Source organism: Mesorhizobium sp. WSM4819 (assembly GCF_055811215.1).
Genome location: NZ_JBVVQO010000057.1, coordinates 1 through 17,685 on the forward strand (window position 1 = coordinate 1; position 17,685 = coordinate 17,685).

20 protein-coding genes are annotated in these 17,685 nt (G+C 63.0%); 12 read left to right on the forward strand and 8 right to left on the reverse strand.

The genetic code is table 11. The annotated features are described in order from the left end of the window. Window positions 1-18: 18 nt before the first annotated feature. Complete coding sequence (locus AC0L18_RS30785; RefSeq protein WP_473495504.1) at window positions 19-618, reverse strand: ceramidase domain-containing protein; 600 nt, start codon at window positions 616-618, stop codon at window positions 19-21. Between the two features lie 176 nt (window positions 619-794). On the opposite strand from AC0L18_RS30785, the gene AC0L18_RS30790 reads away from it, so the two are divergent. Then, a complete protein-coding gene (locus AC0L18_RS30790; protein ID WP_473495505.1) occupies window positions 795-1,589 on the forward strand; it encodes a DUF1223 domain-containing protein in 795 nt (264 codons plus the stop codon). Window positions 1,590-2,309: 720 nt separating this feature from the next. After that, window positions 2,310-2,696 carry a DUF2794 domain-containing protein gene (locus tag AC0L18_RS30795; protein WP_023803338.1) on the forward strand — a complete coding sequence of 129 codons (387 nt, stop codon included), beginning with the start codon at window positions 2,310-2,312 and terminating at the stop codon, window positions 2,694-2,696. Here the strand turns inward: AC0L18_RS30795 and AC0L18_RS30800 are convergent, their stop codons facing one another. From AC0L18_RS30800 to AC0L18_RS30815, 4 genes are all read right to left on the reverse strand, one after another. Then, window positions 2,697-3,269 (reverse strand): GNAT family N-acetyltransferase, encoded by a 573-nt coding sequence (locus tag AC0L18_RS30800; protein WP_473495506.1) that lies wholly within the window; start codon window positions 3,267-3,269, stop codon window positions 2,697-2,699. 117 nt (window positions 3,270-3,386) lie between these two features. Continuing rightward, window positions 3,387-4,166 carry a Bax inhibitor-1/YccA family protein gene (locus AC0L18_RS30805; protein ID WP_473495507.1) on the reverse strand — a complete coding sequence of 260 codons (780 nt, stop codon included), beginning with the start codon at window positions 4,164-4,166 and terminating at the stop codon, window positions 3,387-3,389. Between the two features lie 241 nt (window positions 4,167-4,407). Beyond that, window positions 4,408-6,957 (reverse strand): ABC transporter permease, encoded by a 2,550-nt coding sequence (locus AC0L18_RS30810; protein ID WP_473495508.1) that lies wholly within the window; start codon window positions 6,955-6,957, stop codon window positions 4,408-4,410. Next, window positions 6,957-7,667, reverse strand: coding sequence for an ABC transporter ATP-binding protein (locus AC0L18_RS30815; protein ID WP_473495509.1), 711 nt, complete (start codon window positions 7,665-7,667; stop codon window positions 6,957-6,959). The genes AC0L18_RS30810 and AC0L18_RS30815 overlap by 1 nt, the downstream gene beginning before the upstream one ends. A gap of 85 nt (window positions 7,668-7,752) precedes the next feature. On the opposite strand from AC0L18_RS30815, the gene AC0L18_RS30820 reads away from it, so the two are divergent. Together AC0L18_RS30820 and thpR are read left to right on the forward strand one after the other, a co-directional pair. Then, window positions 7,753-8,397, forward strand: a complete 645-nt coding sequence (locus AC0L18_RS30820) for an arylesterase (protein ID WP_473495510.1) — start codon at window positions 7,753-7,755, stop codon at window positions 8,395-8,397. Between the two features lie 139 nt (window positions 8,398-8,536). Continuing rightward, complete coding sequence (gene thpR / locus AC0L18_RS30825; RefSeq protein ID WP_027153691.1) at window positions 8,537-9,133, forward strand: RNA 2',3'-cyclic phosphodiesterase; 597 nt, start codon at window positions 8,537-8,539, stop codon at window positions 9,131-9,133. Here thpR and AC0L18_RS30830 read toward each other — a convergent pair. After that, a complete protein-coding gene (locus tag AC0L18_RS30830) occupies window positions 9,037-9,555 on the reverse strand; it encodes a low molecular weight protein-tyrosine-phosphatase (protein WP_473495511.1) in 519 nt (172 codons plus the stop codon). The two genes, thpR and AC0L18_RS30830, sit on opposite strands and share 97 nt — an antisense overlap. 52 nt (window positions 9,556-9,607) lie before the next feature. Between AC0L18_RS30830 and AC0L18_RS30835 the strand changes: the two genes are divergently transcribed. The 5 genes from AC0L18_RS30835 to AC0L18_RS30855 all read left to right on the forward strand — a co-directional run bounded on the left by AC0L18_RS30835 (window position 9,608) and on the right by AC0L18_RS30855 (window position 13,034). Beyond that, complete coding sequence (locus AC0L18_RS30835; protein WP_473495512.1) at window positions 9,608-9,928, forward strand: 4a-hydroxytetrahydrobiopterin dehydratase; 321 nt, start codon at window positions 9,608-9,610, stop codon at window positions 9,926-9,928. 115 nt (window positions 9,929-10,043) lie between these two features. Next, complete coding sequence (locus tag AC0L18_RS30840) at window positions 10,044-10,406, forward strand: YkvA family protein (RefSeq protein WP_473495513.1); 363 nt, start codon at window positions 10,044-10,046, stop codon at window positions 10,404-10,406. A 234-nt stretch (window positions 10,407-10,640) separates the two neighbouring features. Continuing rightward, a complete protein-coding gene (locus AC0L18_RS30845; protein WP_091592451.1) occupies window positions 10,641-11,144 on the forward strand; it encodes an invasion associated locus B family protein in 504 nt (167 codons plus the stop codon). Between the two features lie 178 nt (window positions 11,145-11,322). Then, window positions 11,323-12,558: a dual-specificity RNA methyltransferase RlmN gene (gene rlmN, locus AC0L18_RS30850; protein WP_473495514.1), complete on the forward strand. Its 1,236-nt coding sequence runs from the start codon at window positions 11,323-11,325 to the stop codon at window positions 12,556-12,558. Beyond that, entirely contained in the window at window positions 12,555-13,034 is a 480-nt protein-coding gene (locus AC0L18_RS30855; protein WP_473495515.1) for a hypothetical protein, read from the forward strand. Before rlmN ends, AC0L18_RS30855 begins: the two co-directional genes overlap by 4 nt. Here the strand turns inward: AC0L18_RS30855 and AC0L18_RS30860 are convergent. Further along, a complete protein-coding gene (locus AC0L18_RS30860; protein ID WP_473495516.1) occupies window positions 13,006-13,647 on the reverse strand; it encodes a LysE family translocator in 642 nt (213 codons plus the stop codon). The two genes, AC0L18_RS30855 and AC0L18_RS30860, sit on opposite strands and share 29 nt — an antisense overlap. 183 nt (window positions 13,648-13,830) lie before the next feature. Here AC0L18_RS30860 and AC0L18_RS30865 point away from each other — a divergent pair, with 183 nt between their 5' ends. The 3 genes from AC0L18_RS30865 to leuB all read left to right on the forward strand — a co-directional run bounded on the left by AC0L18_RS30865 (window position 13,831) and on the right by leuB (window position 16,890). Then, window positions 13,831-15,054 (forward strand): argininosuccinate synthase, encoded by a 1,224-nt coding sequence (locus AC0L18_RS30865; RefSeq protein ID WP_287137804.1) that lies wholly within the window; start codon window positions 13,831-13,833, stop codon window positions 15,052-15,054. Between the two features lie 118 nt (window positions 15,055-15,172). Then, entirely contained in the window at window positions 15,173-15,556 is a 384-nt protein-coding gene (locus AC0L18_RS30870) for a RidA family protein (RefSeq protein WP_473495517.1), read from the forward strand. 230 nt (window positions 15,557-15,786) lie between these two features. Then, window positions 15,787-16,890, forward strand: coding sequence for a 3-isopropylmalate dehydrogenase (leuB, locus tag AC0L18_RS30875; protein ID WP_473495518.1), 1,104 nt, complete (start codon window positions 15,787-15,789; stop codon window positions 16,888-16,890). Window positions 16,891-16,948: 58 nt separating this feature from the next. On the opposite strand, the gene AC0L18_RS30880 is transcribed toward leuB, so the two are convergent. Continuing rightward, complete coding sequence (locus tag AC0L18_RS30880; RefSeq protein ID WP_473495519.1) at window positions 16,949-17,632, reverse strand: DUF805 domain-containing protein; 684 nt, start codon at window positions 17,630-17,632, stop codon at window positions 16,949-16,951. Window positions 17,633-17,685: the final 53 nt, after the last annotated feature.

Genomic DNA, 17,685 nt, shown 5'->3' on the forward strand with positions numbered 1-17,685 from the left:
CCATGGCCGCCCCTCGCCTCAGAGTAAGGGCTGCTCTCTCTCCAGAGCTTTTTGCAGAACCTTCAGGACACTATCCGTCCTGAAGATGACCGACACGACGAAGATCGCCGAGCCCGCCAGATTGTACCAGCCGGCGCGGTTGCCGCTAGCCGCCACCCAGGCGCCGAAGGAGGCGAGCGCCAGGAAGGGCGGCAAGTAGCCGGTCGTGCCGTTCGATGCCTGGCGCAGCCAGTCCGGCACGGCCCAGGTCAACAACCCGGTGACGGCATAGAAGGCGAAGAAGATGGCGATCGCCTTGCCCCATTTCATACCGAGGAAACGGCGCAGGTTGAACAGCGTGTAGGCCAGCGTGAACCCGGCGATCGGCAGCACGTCGGCCCAGACCGTGGCATGGTTGGCAAAGGTGTGGAACAGCGCCGAGCCGATGCCGATCGCCACCACCCACCAGGCCAGCATTTCGGCGAAGATGCCTGTGCCACGCCGGCGCACCTCCCGGACACCCCACAGCCCGGCGACAAGAAAAGCCAGATTGGTCAGTGCGTTGACCGGCTCGGCCCAGAACTGTGGCCCGACCCGCTCGCAGTACAGGTCGACCGGCGTCAGGAGAGTTTGCCACATGCTGATTGTCGCCCGAATCGGTATCCCTGAAGTGTAGCCCGTCCTGGAGCGCCCTTGCAGTTGGCTGCAGCGGTAAAAGTTTCACCGCAACGTGACTTCCCGTTGACTGCCGCTTCTGCCACATATTTCGCCAACCAGAACAAAGCCGGCCATCACCGGCGGGAGTCGAAACGGCCATGACACCTCGAAAACCATTGCGGCTTGCGGTATTTGCGCTGGCCCTCTCGGTGCTTGCTGGCGCTGGACTTGCAGCCAATGCGCTTGCCGGCGAGGCCTACCGCTCCCAGACAGATAAATCCCTGGTCGGCCAGCCCTTGGGCGTGGTCGAGCTCTTCACCAGCCAGGGCTGCAGCTCCTGCCTGCCGGCCGATGCGTTTTTCGCCGAGCTTGCCGCCAAGGAGAACATCGTCGCGCTCGCCTATCATGTCGACTACTGGGATTATCTCGGTTGGAAGGACACGCTGAGCCGCAAGGAGAACACCGAGCGGCAGTATGAGTATATGCGTGCCTTTGGCAGCCGCTCGGTCTATACGCCGCAGGCCGTCATCAATGGCCGCAGCCATGTCAACGGCGCCCGCCGCGAGGAAGTCGACGGCGCTCTCGCCCGCATGGAAACGTCCGGCGAAGGCATGCAGGTCGGCATCAAGGTCAGCCGGACCAGCGACCGCGTCATCATCGACGCCGGAGATGCCGGGAGCGGCCCCAGCGATGCCCATGTCGTCATCGTCTATTTCGACCCGCCGCAGACGATCAAGATCGGCAAGGGCGAGAACACCGGCCGCAGCATGACCTATTGGAACGCCGTCTCCGGCATCCAGACCGCCGGCATGTGGCACGGCAAGGCGCAGCGCTACGAACTGCCGATGAGCGTGATTACCAAGAAAGGCGGCTGCGCCGTGCTGCTGCAATCGGTGGGCAAGGACGGCATGCCGGGTCCCATCCTGGGCGCCGCCTTGATCCACAAGCCCTGAACGGGGACCTCTCCTTCTCCCCTTGTGGGAGAAGGTGGATCGGCGCGCAGCGCCGAGACGGATGAGAGGTGCTGGAAGGAATGAGGCGGCGGCGATTTCAAGCAAATTGCCACGCTGGAGCACCCCTGCCATGAAAGTAACTTCAAACTCTGTTTCATTTCAATCGGATAGCGACTTGGGCCAAGGGCTCGATTTTAAAACCGATATACCAGAGAAGCGGCCCGCGCACCTTTCATCTACGATGGCGCCCGGCGCCGGGCGATGTGTCTCATCCGACCGAGCTGTCGCTCGGCCACCTTCTCCCACAAGGGGAGAAGGGAAGGACGCACTCGGCCAATAAAATAAAAAACCGACGTCAGCTTGCTTCTGACGCCGGTCATTTAGGTTTTGGGATCGTCGCGCTCGATTTCTCCAAGGGAGAAACCGAGGTTGGTTCGATCCGACGCAGACCCGTGGGCGGGGGGCTTGGGGTTTACGAGCCAGTGCCGGACCGAACCGTCTCAGGCAACACCCGTAAATTCGTCGGAGATTGGGGCTTTAGCGCGGTTAAAAGAAGGCAGGATTGTGGCAAAGCATCACCAATTTCAACGGGCGTTTTTATAAACGTGACTGGACACCGCGGAAACGTTGCGCCGCCAGCCTTTCCCCAGCCGGGCTTGCAATTCCATGGCGAAAGCGCCAACTTTGATTAATGTAAGATTCATTCGAAGGGATCGAGGCATGACTGATCACGGCAGTGGGACGGAGGATGGGGACGCATCCGCAATACTGATCCCGCTGCATGAGGCAAGACGTGAACGCCTCGACCAGCCGGTGCGGTTCGACCGGCGTGAATTAGACCAGATCCTGAGGCTTTACGGGCGCATGGTCGCCGCCAATGAATGGCGCGATTACGCCATCGACCATCTTGCCGACCGCGCCGTCTTTTCCGTCTTCCGTCGCACCAGCGAGGTGCCGCTGTTCCAGATCGTCAAGGATCCGAAGCTGGCGCGCCGGCAAGGGGCTTTCGCCGTCATCGCCGCCGGCGGCCGCATCCTTAAGCGCGGCCAGGAGCTTGGCCGCGTGCTTGGCGTGTTCGACCGCACGCTGAAACTTGTCGAGGCCTGACTACTTGTTGTGCTTCCGGAATCTCCGTTCCGGCAGTGAGTTGGGATCGGGCGGAACCTGAGACCCGCCATTGATCGGCAGTTGCATGAACACCGTGTCGAGCCAGCGTCCGAGCTTGTAGCCGGAGGCTTCCAGACGGCCCGAATGGCGAAAGCCGAGCTTTTCATGCAGCCGGACGGAGGCACTGTCCGGCCGACCGTCGCCGATCACCGCGATGATCTGGCGGAAGCCCGCCGCCTCGGCCGCCGCGATCAGCCCTTGCATCAGCTTCAGCCCGATGCCATGGCCCTTGGCCTCGGGCGCGACATAGACAGAATCTTCGACGATGAACCGGTACGCAGGCCGCGCCCGGAAGGCGCCGGCATAGGCATAACCGAGCACGATGCCGGCTTTTTCCGCCACCAGATAGGGAAAGCCGCCCGCTATCAAACTGTCGAAGCGCTCGCCCATCTCGGCACGATTAGGCGGCTCCAGTTCGTAGCTCGCCGTGCCGTGGATCACCGCATCGGCATAGATGGCGGTGATCCGGTCGAGATCGGCCGCTGTCGCGCCGCGTATCGTGATGCTGCTCATAATTTATGCAAGCCGTTCATCTGCCTTCTATAACAGCAAAGGCCGGCACAGAAGGAAAAGGCGGCCGTTGGGCCGCCCTTTGCAAATTCGCTGGTCCACAGACTCAAGGGGCCGTTGTTAACGGCGATCGCCCATGAACTGCAGCAGGAACATGAACAGGTTGATGAAGTCGAGATAGAGCCTCAGAGCGCCCATGATAGCCTTGCGGCCGGCGACATCAGTCTCGTCGCCCTCGAAATACATCTCCTTGATGTTCTGCGTGTCGTAGGCGGTCAGCCCTGCGAAGATCAGCACGCCGATCGCCGAAACGGCGAAGGAAAGCGCCGACGACTGCAGGAAGATGTTGATCACACTTGCGATGATCAGACCGACCAGGCCCATGATCAGGAACGAACCGAGCGCGGAAAGATCGCGCTTGGTCGTGTAGCCGTAGAGCGACAGTCCGCCAAAGGCGGCGGCGGTGGCGAAGAAGGTCTGCGAGATGCTGGCGGTGGTGTAGACCAGGAAGATCGACGACAGCGACAGGCCGACGAGGCCGGCATAGACCCAGAACGTCGTCTGCGCGGCCGAAACGCTCATCGACTGGACGCGAAACGACAGGAACAGCACCGCTACCAGGGGGGCAAAGATCACTAGCCATTTCAGCGGCGAGCCGAAGATCGCGTAGCCGAAGGATGTCAGCATATCGCCGTTCGGCAGCGTTGCGACCGCCGAAGCCGGATCGGTGGTGGTGGCCAGCATGATCGTTCCGACCGCGGCGAGGCCGGTGATGAGGAGGCCAAGCCCCATCAGATTGTAGACCTTGATCATATAAGCGCGCAGGCCCTGGTCGATAGCAGCATCGACGCCGACGCCGGGCACGGCACGCGTCTGATAATTGCGAACGGGTTCAGCCATGGAAATCCTCATATTGCTTCTGCCCCGTCCGGTGTCCGGTCGATTTGGACCGAGGCGCCGCTGGCGGGGCTCCAGCATGCCTGCCGCGAAATATGATGGTTATTGGCGTCAAGAACAAGACCGTAACCGGGCGTAATGCTTCGTGAAGTAGCAAAAATCCGGATTTATCGGCCGTCCGAAGCCCAACATTAACAAGATTTAACCAAATCCCGGTCGCGTTGAGCTTGCCGACCCTTGCAGATCAGAGATTGCGCAGCACCGGCGCCGCCTTGTGGCCCAGCACCCGCCAGGTGCCGGCGAGGCCGATGCCGACCGTGACCAGCAAGGCAAAGACTATTGTGGCCACCGCCACATCGGGCATGAAATGCGACGGCAGCGTCATGACGCGCGCGACAACGAACCACGCCGCAATGCTGCCTGCCGCCAGCGCGAAGATCGCGGTGGCGAGGCCGATCAGCATGTATTCCAGCGAAAAGGCCGCGATCAGCGTCTTCCTGGTGGCGCCAAGCGTTTTCAGCACCACCGCATCGTGGATGCGGGCGCGGTTGCCGGCCGCCAACGCGCCGGCCAGCACCAGCACCGAGGCGATCAGCGCCACCCCAGCCGCGGCCCTGATCGCGGTGCCGAGTTGCGCCACCAGCCGGTTGACGATGTCGAGCGCGTCCTTGACCCTGACTGTCGTCACCGCGGGAAAGGCACGGGTGACAGCGTTGAGAAGACGGGCATCGTCGGCCGGCGACGCGCCCTTTTCGGTCAGCGTCGCCAGCCAGCTGTGCGGCGCGCCGGCAAATGTGCTGGGCGAGAACACCATGACGAAATTGATGCCCATCGTCTCCCACTCGACCTGGCGGAAATTGGCGATCTTCGCCGTCACGTTGCGGCCGAGCACGTTGACGGTGACGGTATCGCCGAGTTTCAGCCCGATCTCTTTGCCCTCCTCGGCCGAAAACGACACCAGCGGCTCGCCGGCATAATTGTCCGGCCACCATGTGCCTTCGGTCAGCGTCGCATTCGCAGGAATTCTGGCCTCGTAGGTCAGCCCGCGATCGCCGCGCAGCACCCAGGCCCCTTCCGCCGGGACCTTGACCTTGTCGACGTCGACGCCGTTCAGCGCCATCACCCGGCCGCGCAGCATCGGCACCTTGACCAGCGTGCCCTGCGGCGCCTCCCTGCCGACCAGCTCCGAGAACGCATCGACATCGCTGCTCTGGATATCGACGAAGAAGAAGTTCGGCGCCCGCTCCGGCAGGCTGCCGGAAATCTGCCGCCTGAGATTGCCGTCGATCAGCGCCAGCGTCACCAGAAGCGTCAGCCCCAGTCCCAGCGACAGCACCACCGACGGCGTCAAGGCGCCCGGCCGATGGATGTTGCCGATGGCGAGCCTGAGCGCCGTCGAGCCAACGCGCGGGCTCCTTTTGGCGGCCCACTGCACCAGCGCGCCGACAAGGCGCAGCACCAAAAAAGCAAAAATGGTGGCGCCGACGAAGATCGAGGCGATGTAGCGGTCGCCGGAAAACAGAATGGCCAGCGCCGCCAGCAGCAGCGCGATGCCGAGCGCCGCCGCCGTGTAGAGCGGGCGCGGAAAGCCGCGGCCCTCAAAACCCATTTCGCGAAACAGCGCCGTCGCCGGCACGTCGCGCGCCCGGCCGAGCGGCAGCAAGGCGAAAGCCAGCGTCACCAGCAGCCCGAACAGCGCCGCCATGCCGAGCGCGCCGGGATAGAATCCGCCTTCCGCCGGCACCGGAATGATCGACTGCAGCGCCGCGCTCGCCGCGAACGGCATCAGCGCGCCAAGCACGACGCCGAGCGTGATGCCAAGCACGGCGATCATCAGGATCTGCACCAGGTAGACGGCAAAGACGAAACCGCCCGAAGCTCCCAGGCTCTTGAAGGTGGCAATGACGCCGCGCTTGCCGTCGAGATAGGCGCGCACCGCATTGGCCACGCCGACGCCGCCGACCACCAGCGCCGTCAGCCCGACCAGCGTCAGGAACTGCGAAAACCGTTCGATATTTGCGGACAACGCCGGTGCTGCATTGCTGCGCGTGCGGATCGACCAGCCGGACTCGGGAAACTCCGCCGCCGCCTGATCCTGAATGGCTTTTATGCGCGCCTCGCCGGTGCCGCCGGGCAGGCGCACCTTGTAGGCGTTCTCGACCAGGCTGCCGGGCTGGATCAAACCGGAAGCGGCAAGCCCGTCGGTCGAGATCATCAGCCGCGGCGCAAAGCCGAAGCCGTCGGATACCGCGTCCGGCTCGTTGACGAGCCGGGCGCGCAGTTCGAAGGTGGCGCTGCCCAGCTTCAGCCGGTCGCCGATCCGAAGGTTCAGCCGCTCGAACAAAAGGTCGGGTGCGGCGGCGCCGAAAACACTGGATTGTTCGCCGAACAATTCCTGCTTCGACAGCGCCGGCTCGGTCTCCAGCGCGCCATAGAGCGGATAGGCGCCGTCGACCGCCTTGGCCTCGACCAGCGCCTGGTCGGAGCCGTCCTCGAGCCGCGCCATCGAGCGCATGTTGGCGCTGTGCGAGACCGTGCCCAGCCCGTCAAGAAAGATATGCTCGGCCTGCGTCGCGGCGCGCTGATTGAGCTGAAAACGAAGATCGCCGCCGAGCAGCGACTGGCCTTCGTTGGCGACACCGGCGGTAATCGCCCGGGCCACCGAATTGACACCGCCGATCGCCGCGACGCCAAGCGCAATGCAGGCAAGGAAGATCAGGAAGCCGGACAGCCCGCCGCGCATCTCGCGCAGCGAGAAGCGGAAGGCGAGCTTCAGCGTGCGCGACAGCGGCATCAGGCCGGCACCTTGCCAGGCTTTGGAACTGGTTCTGGCGCATTCTCGATCCGGCCCGACCGCATCGACACCTGCCGGGAGCAGCGTGCGGCGAGCGCTGGATCGTGGGTGACCAGCACCAGCGTCATGCCGCGCTCGGCCGCTTTGGCGAACAGCAGATCGGCTATCTGCCGTCCCGTCGCCTGGTCCAGATTGCCGGTCGGCTCGTCGGCGATCAGGATGCGCGGCGAAGGCGCCAGTGCCCGGGCGATCGCCACACGCTGCTGTTCGCCGCCGGACAATTCGCCGGGATAGTGAGTGACGCGGTCGCTCAAGCCCACCGCCTCAAGCTCCCGCGCCGCCACCCCGAACGGATCGGCATGGCCGGCTAGTTCCAGCGGCACTGCGACATTTTCGAGCGCTGTCATGTTGGGAATGAGGTGGAAAGACTGGAAGACGATGCCAATGTTTCGCCCACGAAACGATGCGATCTGATCTTCGCTCTTGCCGTTCAGCAGTTCGCCGGCAATTCGTACCGTACCCGAATCGACACTTTCCAAACCGGCCAAAACCATCAGCAGCGTCGACTTTCCCGAGCCCGATGGCCCGACAATGCCGGTCGCCTCGCCACTTGCTACGTCGAGGCTGACGCCTTTCAGGACATGGACGGAAGACGCTCCTTCGCCGAGCGTCAGCGATACGTTTTTCAGCGCGATGACGGCTTCTGTCAAAATAAAATCGTCCTATATGGGAAAGGGAGGGCAGAATTCCGCCTACCGCCAGTATAATGTTCTCGGTCATATGGGGCCCTGCCGCATGGCTTTCAAACACCGACTTGCCGCAGCCTTCGTCCTTTTCCTCGGAATTTGCGGCGCCATTTCTTCGGCGCGCGCCGAGCCGTTCAAGATCGTCGGCTTCGGCGACAGCCTGATGGCAGGCTTTGGCCTCGGACCGGACGAAGGCTTCACCCGGAAACTTGAGGCAGCACTCCGCGCCAAGGGCCAGGATGTGACCGTCGCCAATGCCGGCGTATCCGGCGATACGTCGAGTGGCGGCCTGTCGCGGCTCGACTGGTCGGTGCCGGACGGCACGCAGCTTGTCATTCTCGAACTCGGTGCCAACGACATGCTGCGCGGCGTTTCTCCCGATATCACCCAAAAAAATCTCGACGCCATGCTGGCGAAGCTGAAGCAGCGCAACATCGCCGTGCTGCTGGCCGGCATGCGCGCCGCCCCCAATCTCGGCGCCGACTACCAGAACGGCTTTGACGCGATCTTCCCGAAACTGGCGGAAAAACACGGCATCCCGCTCTATCCATTCTTTCTCGACGGCGTCGCCGGCGAACCAGCTATGCAACTTGAGGACGGCCTGCACCCGAATGCCAAGGGCGTCGACCGCATGGTCGAGCGCATACTGCCGGATGTCGAGAAAGCCATTGCCGTGGTTAAGGGCAACTCTTGAAGGGACCGGGTTTCGATGATGCCACGCATTCCCTGCACGATTTGATTTTAGGCCAGGTGCAACCAACAAACCGCTTGCCCCGCTCGATTTTCGATGATTCGCTAGGGGCAGAGTTCGATTCGAGGACAGGAGGCTTGCCATGCCGCGTCTTTTCACCGCCCTCGAAATACCGCGTGATGCCGCCCTTTCGCTGTCCCTGCTCCGGGGCGGCCTGCCCGGAGCCCGTTGGATCGACGTCGAGAACTACCATATGACGCTGCGCTTCATTGGCGATGTCGAGGGCCATGTCGCCGACGAGATCGCCAACGCGCTCGACCGTGTCCACCGCCCATCCTTCGCGCTGACACTGTCCGGCGTCGGCGCCTTCGGCCAGAAAAAACCGCACGCGGTGTGGGCCGGCGTCTCCTTCTCGCCCGATCTTGCGGCGCTGCAAGCCGAGATCGAGCGCATCTGCCAGCGCCTCGGCATCCCCGCCGACCCGCGCAAATTCATGCCGCATGTGACGCTGGCCAGGTTGCGCAATTCGAGCCCGCTCGACGTCGCCCAGTATCTTTCGGCGCGCGGCAATTTTTCGACGCTGCCCTTCCGTGTCGGCCGCTTCGTCCTGATGTCGTCGCGCGATTCGGTCGGCGGCGGACCCTACATCGTCGAGGAGGCCTGGCCGCTGTCGGGCGCCGACAGCCGTGCCTCGAGCCGCGTCGCCAGCGCCTCCGACGCTTCGCGGATCATGCGGTAGACCGAGGCAAACGCCTCCGGCCCCTGATGATAGGGGTCCGGCACGTCGCCCACCTTTCCGCCGGCGAACTCGAGGAACAGATGGACACGGTCGCGCATGGCGGCAGGCACCAGCGCTTTAAGATCCCGGAGATTCGATCGGTCCATGGCGAGAATGAGGTCGAAACGCGAAAAATCGTCCGGCGCCAGCTTGCGCGCCGTCTGTCCGGAAATATCGACGCCGTGCCGCTTGGCGATCGAGATCGAGCGCGGGTCGGGTGCCGAACCGGCTTCCCAGTCGCTGGTCCCGGCCGAATCGAGCAGGATATCCCGATCGAGGCCGCGCTCTGCCAGGACGGCGCGCAACACGCCTTCCGCCAGTGGCGAGCGGCAGATATTGCCGAGACAGACGAAGAGAATGGATTTTATCGGCTTTGCGCTCATCGATCCGGCATTGTGCTGAAGACTGCAAATCCAGATAGCACGGGAAACGACCATGGCGAGAGAGAAACTGAGCAGTGAGGCGGTCGCCGAGGCGCTGGCCGGGCTCGACGGCTGGTCGCTGGCCGAGGATGGCGGCTCGATCACGCGCAGCTTCACCTTCAGCGATTTTTCCGAAGCCTTCGCCTTCATGACCCGCGTCGCCTTGGCGGCGGAGACGATCGACCATCACCCCGACTGGTCGAACGTCTACAACACCGTGAGCGTGACGCTGAACACCCATGATGCCGGCGGCCTGACCGCGCTCGACTTCGAACTGGCCAGGACGATGGACCGCTATTTCGGTCAGGTCGTTGGAGATCTGTCGACGCCGTAGCCTGATTTTCAGGCCGCGGAACGGCCGAGCTCTTGTAGTGGACTGGCGCTTTCACCACATTTTCCGCTGGCAGGCGCGCGTGGAACGCCATGCGCAGCCTCGTTAGGAGAGACTGATGGCGCAAAAATCAGGTTTTGATTTCTTCGGCTTTGGCGGCAAGCCGGGCGACGAGAGCGAAGTGCGCGAGAAATTCTGGCGCACGGCCAGGCGGGCTGCCCGGCAGATCCCGTTCATGGAGGAACTGGTCGCCGCCTACTACTGCGCCATGGACAAGAACACGCCGCTGCGCGCCAAGGGCATCCTAGTGGCGGCGCTCGGCTATTTCGTGCTGCCGGCTGACGTCATCCCCGACTTCGTCCTCGGACTGGGCTTTACCGACGACATCGCCGTGCTGACCGCCGCGATCACCACCGTCAAAGCCCACATTACATCAGCGCATCGGCTCGCCGCCAAACAGGCGATTGCCGACAACGGCTGAGCCGGCGATAAGGCAGAAAAGTCAAACTCTTGCCGCTTTCGTGGCATCCAAGTCGCGAAAGGGACGTTGCAACTGCCGCTTTCGAGCGACGGGCGCAAGGATGGCGGCGGTTTCCGGGGGTGGATGTCCTTTTCCTGAGGGAACTTCACCGTTTGGTAACCCAGATTAAATCAAAATGAAGCGACGGGCAGGACGCCGAGCCGGCCTGCCTCCGCACCATATATGGGAAAAGCGATGCGCGGATTGATTGCTACAATTTCGAGCCTGGCACTGGTGGCCATGACAGCGCCGGCTCTGGCGCAGTCGGCAACCAAGATCGGCCAGCACAATGCCTGGGGCACCTACAGCTACCAGGCGTCGGGCGGCAAGGTTTGCTATGTGTTGACCGTGCCGACCGACAAGCAGCCGCCGACGCTCGACCATGGCGACATGTTCTTCTTCGTCAGCCAGCGGCCGGGACAGCAAGTGTCTTACGAGCCGCAATTCATCGCCGGCTACAATTTCCAGGAAAACTCCAAGGCCACCGTCACCATCGACGGCAAGAGCTTTTCGATGTTCACCCGCGGCAAGTCGGCCTGGGTCGAAAACGCCGCCGAGGAGCCGGTGCTGATCGCCGCGATGAAAACCGGCAGCGACATGAAGGTGCAGGCGAAGTCCGGCCGCGGCAACACCACCACCTATGTCTTTTCGCTGAAAGGCATTTCGGCGGCGCTGTCGTCCATCGCCAGGTGCAAATAGCCAAAGCCGGGTTTGAGTGAGCGGCCGGGCCGGGCCGGGCGCGGCTCTCCCTTCCCCCTTGTGGGAAGAAGGTAAAGATCGCCCCTGCATGACTCCGTCGTCAAGCTGTGCTATGCGCCGCGCTTCATTTCGGGCACGATGCTGTAATCGGCCGTAAATCGCTTATATTGGCGCAACAATGACCCTCTCATTCGACCTTACCACTGAAGGCGCCCGTGACGCGTTGCGCGCCCGCGCCGCGCCGGCGGAAAAACCGTCGCTGATCGGCCTGACCCGCGCCGAGCTTGGCGCTGCGCTCGTTGCATCAGGCATCGTGCCGGAGCGCCAGGCCAGGATGCGCGCCCAGCAGCTCTGGCACTGGATGTATGTGCGCGGCGTCTCCGACTTTGCCGGTATGTTCAACATCTCCAAGGATCTGCGCGCCGAGCTCGACAAGCATTTTACCGTCGCCAGGCCCGAAATCGTCGAGGAGCAGATTTCCTCCGACGGCACGCGCAAATGGCTGTTTCGCTTTCCGCCGCGCGGCGCCGGCCGGCCGGTCGAGATCGAGACCGTCTACATTCCCGAAGAAGGCCGCGGCACGCTCTGCATCTCCTCACAGGTCGGTTGCACGCTGACCTGCTCCTTTTGCCACACCGGCACGCAGAAGCTGGTGCGCAACCTGACCGCGGAGGAAATCCTCGCCCAGCTTCTGACCGCCCGCGACCGGCTCGGCGATTTCCCCGACCGCGACACGCCCGATGGCGCGGTCGTTCCGGCCGAGGGCCGGAAAGTGTCCAACATCGTCATGATGGGCATGGGCGAGCCGCTCTACAATTTCGAGGCGGTGAAGAAAGCGCTGCTGATCGCGTCCGACGGCGACGGGCTTTCCCTGTCGAAGAGACGCATCACGCTGTCGACTTCCGGCGTCGTGCCGGAGATCTTCCGCACCGGCGACGAGATCGGTGTCATGCTGGCGATCTCGCTGCACGCCACCAATGACGATCTGCGCGACCTTTTGGTGCCGATTAACAAAAAATATCCCTTGAAAGAGCTGATCGCCGCCTGCCGCGCCTATCCCGGCCTGTCGAACGCCCGCCGCATCACCTTCGAATATGTGATGCTGAAGGACGTCAACGATTCGGTCGAGGACGCCAAGGGACTGATCAAGCTGCTCAAAGGCATTCCGGCCAAGATCAATCTGATCCCGTTCAATCCGTGGCCGGGCACCAACTACCAGTGCTCGGACTGGGAGACGATCGAAAAATTCGCCGACTACATCAACAATGCCGGCTATGCCTCGCCGATCCGCACGCCGCGCGGCCGCGATATCCTCGCCGCCTGCGGCCAGCTCAAGTCGGAATCCGAGCGGATGCGCAAGGTCGATCGGCTCGCGCTGGAAGCAATGATGATCGCGGGGCACGGCGAGGCGTGACCCGCCTTGTCGCCTACTTCATCCGCTTCGCCATCATCCTGATCGGTTATGGCGTTGCCGCGCTGGCGGCCAGCGCTTTCCTCAACATCATGTTCCTGGCGTCGCTGGGCTATACGCCGGAGCATGTGCAGCCGGCGGCGACGGCCTCGCTGTTTTTTTCAATCCCCTTCGTTGCGCTGTTCGTCGCCTATTTCGCCTTTATGCCGGCAGCGGTGGCGATTCTCGTCTCGGAAATCCTCGGACGGCGCGACTGGCTGTTCTATGCGCTGGCGGGCGCGGTGGTCGCGGCGGTCTTCCTCGGCTTCGCCCACCAGACCGCCGACGCCAATTTCGAGATCACCGAGCCGCGCGTCGTCGCTGCCGTGATCGGCAGCGGCATGGTCGGCGGCATTTTCTACTGGCTGAGCGCCGGGCGCTCGGCCGGAGGCTGGCGCCAAGCCGGAAGGTCTACTTCGCCTGGGCGGTCAGGATCTTGAGCGCGAAGGCCGAAAACACCCCGGCGAACAGATAGTCGACGACGCGCGTTACCCGCGGGCTTGCTTTCATCGCGGCCGAGAATTTTTCTGCCGCAAAGACCATCGGCGCTGTTACCGGGATCGACAAAACGACGAACATCGCGCCGAAGAAGAACAGTTTTCCGGGCGCGTTCGGATCATGGGCGGAGACGAACTGCGGCAGGAAGGTCATGAAGAACAATATGATCTTCGGGTTGAGCAGATTGACGCCGAGCCCTGCCGCCCAGGCGCGAAACAGCGAAATCTCCGGCCCGCTCCTCTTCTCGGGCGAAAACGCCGAACCCTTGGTGATCGCCTGCCACGCCAAGAAGACGAGATAGCCGGCGCCAAAGATCTTCAGGGCCAGGAAAGACATCGGCGAGGCGACGATCAGCGCCGAGATCCCGACCACCACCAGCGTGGTGTGGATCAGCGTGCCGAACAGCGCGCCGGCCATCGAGGCAAAGCCGGTGGCGCGGCCATGGCTCAGCGTGCGCGACACGAACAGCGTCATGTCGGGCCCCGGCGTGATCGCCAGGATCACGGTGGCGATGGCGAACTGGATCAGCGTGGTGGTGTCGGGAATGAAGGACATCTGCGGGCCCCTGGATAAAGAAAGCGAAGCCTATAGCGCATGCGTCTTCTCCGCACCAGCGACTGGCCGGCACAAGGGCTGATCCAGTATGCCAGCAGCGACCGAGGGACCGTTCGTCTCTTGCGCAGCCCGGAAAGGCCGTGATACCTCGCCCGACGAGAACCTCTGTCGCGGAACAGTCAAATGTCGAAAGCAAAAGCCGTCAAGAAGGTCGTGCTCGCCTATTCCGGCGGCCTGGACACCTCCATCATCCTGAAATGGCTGCAGACCGAGCTTGGCGCCGAGGTGGTCACCTTCACCGCCGATCTCGGCCAGGGCGGTGAACTGGAGCCGGCGCGGCGCAAGGCCGAGATGATGGGCATCAAGGACATCCGCATCATGGATGTGCGCGAGGAGTTCGTTTCCGACTTCGTCTTCCCGATGTTTCGCGCCAATGCCGTCTATGAAGGCACCTATTTGCTCGGCACCTCGATCGCCCGGCCGCTGATCTCCAAGCACCTGGTCGAGATCGCAAAAGAAACCGGCGCCGATGCGATTGCGCATGGCGCCACCGGCAAGGGCAACGATCAGGTCCGTTTCGAGCTTTCGGCCTACGCGCTCAATCCCGACATCAAGGTCATCGCGCCATGGCGCGACTGGTCGTTCAAGTCGCGCACCGACCTGATCAACTTCGCCGAGCAGCACCAGATTCCGGTGCCGAAGGACAAGAAGGGCGACGCGCCGTTTTCGGTCGACGCCAATCTTCTGCATTCGTCCTCCGAAGGCAAAGTGCTGGAAGACCCGTGGAGCGAGCCGCCGGAATTCGTCCACCAGCGCACCATCTCGCCGATGGACGCGCCGGACAAGGTCACCGAGATCGAAATCGAATTCCTGAAGGGCGATCCGATCGCGCTCGACGGCAAAAAACTGTCGCCGGCGACGATGCTGGCGGCGCTCAACGATCTCGGCCGCGACAACGGCATAGGCCGGCTCGACCTGGTCGAGAACCGTTTCGTCGGCATGAAATCACGCGGCGTCTACGAGACCCCCGGCGGCACCATCCTGATATCAGCCCACCGGGCGATCGAATCGATCACGCTCGACCGTGGCGCCGCCCACCTCAAGGACGAATTCATGCCGCGCTACGCCGAGCTGATCTACAACGGCTTCTGGTTCGCGCCCGAGCGGCTGATGCTGCAGGCGATGATCGACAAGAGCCAGGAAGACGTCGAAGGCACGGTGCGGCTGAAACTTTACAAGGGCAACGTCATCGTCACTGGCCGCAAGTCGAACAAGACGCTCTATTCCGACGCGCTGGTCACCTTCGAGGATGACCGCGGCGCCTACGACCAGAAGGACGCCGAAGGTTTTATCCGCCTCAACGCGCTGAGGTTGCGGACGCTGGCGGCGCGGGGCCGAAAAAGCTAGCCAGTTTCTCTGCGCAGGGAATGCACGGCTCAGATAAATGTCGATTCCGCCCCGCCTGGCCCATAGCCGGAAGGCACGTCTTCAGCTCAATATCGCCTCAGGAATATCCGAGGGAACCATGCGAAAACTGATCTCCACCGGCTCGCCCTTCGAGAAGGCCGCCGGTTATTCGCGCGCCGTGGTGCAGGGCGACTGGTGTTTCGTTTCCGGAACAACGGGCTACGACTATGCGACCATGTCGATGCCGGAGACGGTCGAGGCGCAGACGCGCAATTGCCTGGCGACGATTGCCAAGGCGTTGCAGGACGGCGGCTTCGAGATGGCCGATGTGGTGCGGGCGCATTACTACATCACCGACGCGGCTTTCGTCGACATCGTCTTTCCGCTCCTCGGCGAGGCTTTTGGTGACATCAGGCCGGCAGCGACGATGATCGTCTGTCAGCTCAACAAGCCGGAAATGAAGATCGAGATCGAAGTGACGGCGCTCAAGCGCACGTCCTGAGCGCGGCGGCGGCGCAGAAGCTTGCGCGACGTCGGCGGAGCGAAGGATCGTCAAAGATGCTCTGAACCAAGGCTTGCGCGTGAGCCGCTTGGCGTTTAGCAAGGCCGCGGCTCACGACAGCGCCGCGCGTCCTTTGGCCGCGAAAAGGGACGCTGTAGAATTTTGCTTCTGCGCATGATGCTTTGCGAAATCGATTCCGATTTCATGCGCCACAATTAGGACGGTTCCGGATGGCTTCGAAAAATCTTCTCCTGCTCGCCGGCGACGGCATCGGCCCCGAGGCGATGGCCGAAGTGAAGAAGCTGATCGCCGCCATGAACGACAATCTCGACAGCGGTTTTGTCACCGATGAGGGGCTGGTGGGCGGCTGCGCCTATGACGCGCATGGCGCGGCGATTTCTGATGCCGACATGGCCAAGGCGATGGCCGCCGACGCGGTGCTGTTCGGCGCCGTCGGCGGGCCGAAATGGGATGCGGTGCCTTATGAGGTGCGCCCGGAAGCCGGACTGCTGCGGCTGCGCAAGGACATGGAGCTGTTCGCCAATCTCAGGCCGGCCATCTGCTATCCGGCGCTGGCGGCATCCTCCTCGCTCAAGCAGGAGGTGGTCGAAGGGCTCGACATTCTGATCGTTCGCGAGCTCACCGGCGGCGTCTATTTCGGCGAGCCGAAGCAGATCATCGATCTCGGCAACGGCCAGAAGCGCGGAATCGACACCCAGGTCTACGACACCTTCGAGATCGAGCGCATCTCGGGCGTCGCCTTCGAGCTGGCACGCACGCGCAAGAACCACGTCACCTCGATGGAAAAGCGCAATGTGATGAAGTCGGGCGTGCTATGGAACGAGGTCGTCACGCAGACGCACAAGGCCAGATATGGTGACGTCAAGCTCGACCACATGCTGGCCGATGCGGGCGGCATGCAGCTGGTGCGCTGGCCGAAACAATTCGACGTCATCGTCACCGACAATCTGTTCGGCGACATGCTGTCCGACATCGCCGCCATGCTGACCGGCTCGATCGGCATGCTGCCTTCGGCGTCGCTCGGCGCGCCGGATGTCAAGACGAAAAAGCGCAAGGCGCTCTACGAGCCGGTGCACGGTTCGGCGCCCGACATCGCGGGCAAGGGCATCGCCAACCCGATCGCCATGATCGCCTCCTTCGCCATGTGCATGCGCTATTCCTTCGGCATGGTGGCCGAGGCCGACCGCCTGGAAAGCGCCATCGCCGCCGTGCTCGACCAAGGCTTGCGCACCAGGGATATTCTTTCCCCTGGCATGACCGAGGTCGGCACCGCTGAGATGGGCGACGCGATCATCGCCAGGTTCCTGGGCTGACCCTGTGGCGGTCGACGTCCGCCCGGCTTCCAGCCCCCAAAATCGTTGTGTCGAGCTGCTAGGCCCTGACGCCCGCCGGCACCGGGCCCCACTGGTTTTCACGGGCCTGCGTTGGGATCAGCGCGAAGACCAGGATGATCAGCCAGCCGATGGTCGGGATGAGCACCGCCAGAAAAAGCCAGCCGGCCAGGCCGATGTCGTGCAGGCGACGCACGTTCAGTCCGATCCAAGGCGGGAATGTCGCCAGCACAAACGCGCCGCAAAGACCGACCGTCGCTGCCGGCAATTCGTCAAGATCGCCCATCGCGTCGTCGATGAAGAGGCCGACGCCGACGACCACGATCAGCGCGATCGTCCAGAACAGGCAATAGCCCCAATATTCCTTGCGGCGGGCACGCCCGAAGAAATTGAAGTAACTTTCAGTCAGGCCCCGCCGGAAGTAGCTCCAAAGGTCGGTGGCGGGAGCATTTTCAGCGAAACGGCCGAAATGTTGCGGCGCCACGGGCGCATTGCCGAACTGAGACGGGGCCACGGTTGCGTCCGTCGGACTGGCAGCCTGGAGACGGATCGAAAAAACCTCGCGTGCCCGTCCGCCAGCCGGCTGGAACTCGATGGCCGTGCCCCTGCCTATCGTCGCCTCTCGGCGCAGATCCTCGCGCGCGAAGGTGTAGCGGTTGCCGTCGGCTCCGGTGATGAAGCCAAAACCCTGGTCCTCGTCATAGTGAAGCACTTCGCCGCGCATGCCTGCCCCTCGTCCCGCTGGCCAGACTGTTCAAAGTTGCGGCAGATCGCAAG